At 44.3% G+C, this 1,866-nt stretch carries 2 protein-coding genes; one reads left to right on the forward strand and one right to left on the reverse strand.

Annotated elements, in window-relative coordinates; all coding sequences use genetic code 11:
• Nucleotides 1-72: 72 nt before the first annotated feature.
• On the reverse strand, nt 73-582 hold the full coding sequence (locus RMO84_RS10380; protein WP_310488390.1) for a pentapeptide repeat-containing protein: 510 nt from the start codon (nt 580-582) through the stop codon (nt 73-75).
• 637 nt (nt 583-1,219) lie between these two features.
• Here RMO84_RS10380 and RMO84_RS10385 point away from each other — a divergent pair.
• The coding region (locus RMO84_RS10385) for a Bax inhibitor-1 family protein (RefSeq protein ID WP_310488391.1) at nt 1,220-1,866 on the forward strand (647 nt) is incomplete at its 3' end.

The raw sequence follows: 1,866 nt of genomic DNA on the forward strand, positions 1-1,866 counted from the left end.
ATAGCGACTATGCTGCAAATCTTGCTTTGTGCCTAAAGCCTAAAGCCTAAAGTCTAAAACCTAAAGCCTAAACTAAGGACATTCCAGCGAATCTCTAGTAGCTCTCCCCGTCGTTGGATTAGTTCCTTTGGCGATCTTGCATAGCTTCATTTGGATATCTTTACGGAGCATCACATCGGTAAAATCGGCACCATTGATAATCGCGCCATCGAAATTAGTTACTGAAGTAGAAGCACCAACTAAAATTGCATTAGTGAGATTGACATGGGTGAATCGTGCTGTATCTAATAACGAATTTGTAAGATTCGCGCCACTCATATCTGCCGATTCAAAGTTACCACCAATTAAGCTGACACCAGTGAGATTCGCATTTGCAAATTTGCCATTGCGTACGGTTGCTTGCGTAAATTCATAACCAGTTAAATCTTTGCCCGTAAAATCGGCATCGTTGGGTAAGATTGCCTTGCTAAAGTCATCGGCTAGTGCCGCCGGTTGATAAATGCTCGACATGGCAAATAACATCATTACCATCAAGGCTGGCAATATCCAACCCATCACCATCCGCCGCAAACTTAACTTCATGATGATTTAGTGCTAATTAAATTTAGTATCTACAAGTACTAATCTTAGCATTTACGCACGATCGACAGCGATCGGCGATCTGGGGATTTGTGAGGGACAGGCTTCAGCTCATTCAGAAGGGTTGGCTGAAGCCAAATTGATGGTTACGCATTTACATGCATAACCATCGTCATGCGACCTCTATATTACTCGGATACTCAACTTTAGATTTTGGGTAAATACTAACTTTTACCTACTTCAATTATGCGCGTGCGAAGCGAGATTTGACATCATCATGAATACTGAACTTTTAAAGCGCATCAGGTAGCTGGTTATCGGGTATTGGGAGAGCGATCTCCGTACAATTACTCAATCGATCGAGGCGGTTAGTCGATCGATCCGACATACGGCAATCCCTACTTTAACCGATCGACTTCAGTTGCAGCTATAAGACTCAAATCCGCCTAATTTCTGGCAAGTATAGAATCGATACGAAGTCTGTCTGAGTCGATCGAAATTAGCTAAGATCTAAGTAGAAGATCGAAGGCGATCTTTTGATAAATTTCTGGATTGGCAATAGCTGGATTTGAATCTATTTAGTAGCTATTTACTTACACGATAACTACCACCACAATCGATCGTTTTAGAGGTTTAATCTATGTACGTTGTAGCCCAAGCTCAGCCTCAAGAACGGGCTGAATTTATTAGAAAGACTTACGGGCACCTAGCTGGTGCGGTAGCGGCATTTATCGGAATCGAAACATTGCTAGTGCGATCGGGTATTGCCGAAAGATTCGCTCAAGCTATGAGTGGCGGCTTTACCTGGTTGGCGATCTTGGCAGGATTTTCACTGCTGGGTTGGTTCTCAAGAGGATTAGCTGCTAGAGCGGATTCTGTCCCACTGCAATATCTGGGCTTGGGGATTTATGTTGTCGCTGAAGCTCTGTTATTTGCGCCGTTAATCTACATTGCCAGCCGCTATTCCGATCCGTCAGTGATTCCCACGGCAGGGATTCTCACATCTTTGATGTTCGTGGGTTTAACCGCAGTTGCGCTGACTACTGGCAAGGATTTTTCCTTCCTCGGTGGCGCACTCAAAATTGGCGGTTTCGTGGCACTGGGACTGATTATCTGTAGCGCGATCTTTGGCTTTCAACTGGGGTTGCTTTTCTCGGTATTAATGGTGGGATTTGCGATGGCGGCAATTCTCTACGATACATCCCAAATTATGACCCACTTTAGCAAAGACCAGTATGTAGCCGCGTCCCTATCGCTATTTTCTTCAGTCGCTTTGCTCTTCTGGTA

The sequence above is a fragment of the Chamaesiphon sp. VAR_69_metabat_338 genome (genome assembly GCF_031423935.1).
Lineage (GTDB): Bacteria > Cyanobacteriota > Cyanobacteriia > Cyanobacteriales > Chamaesiphonaceae > Chamaesiphon.

What these genes read in the sequence shown, in the direction of transcription:
- RMO84_RS10380 (WP_310488390.1), bottom strand. Translation starts at nt 582, where the DNA reads ATGAAGTTAAGTTTGCGGCGGATGGTGATGGGTTGGATATTGCCAGCC.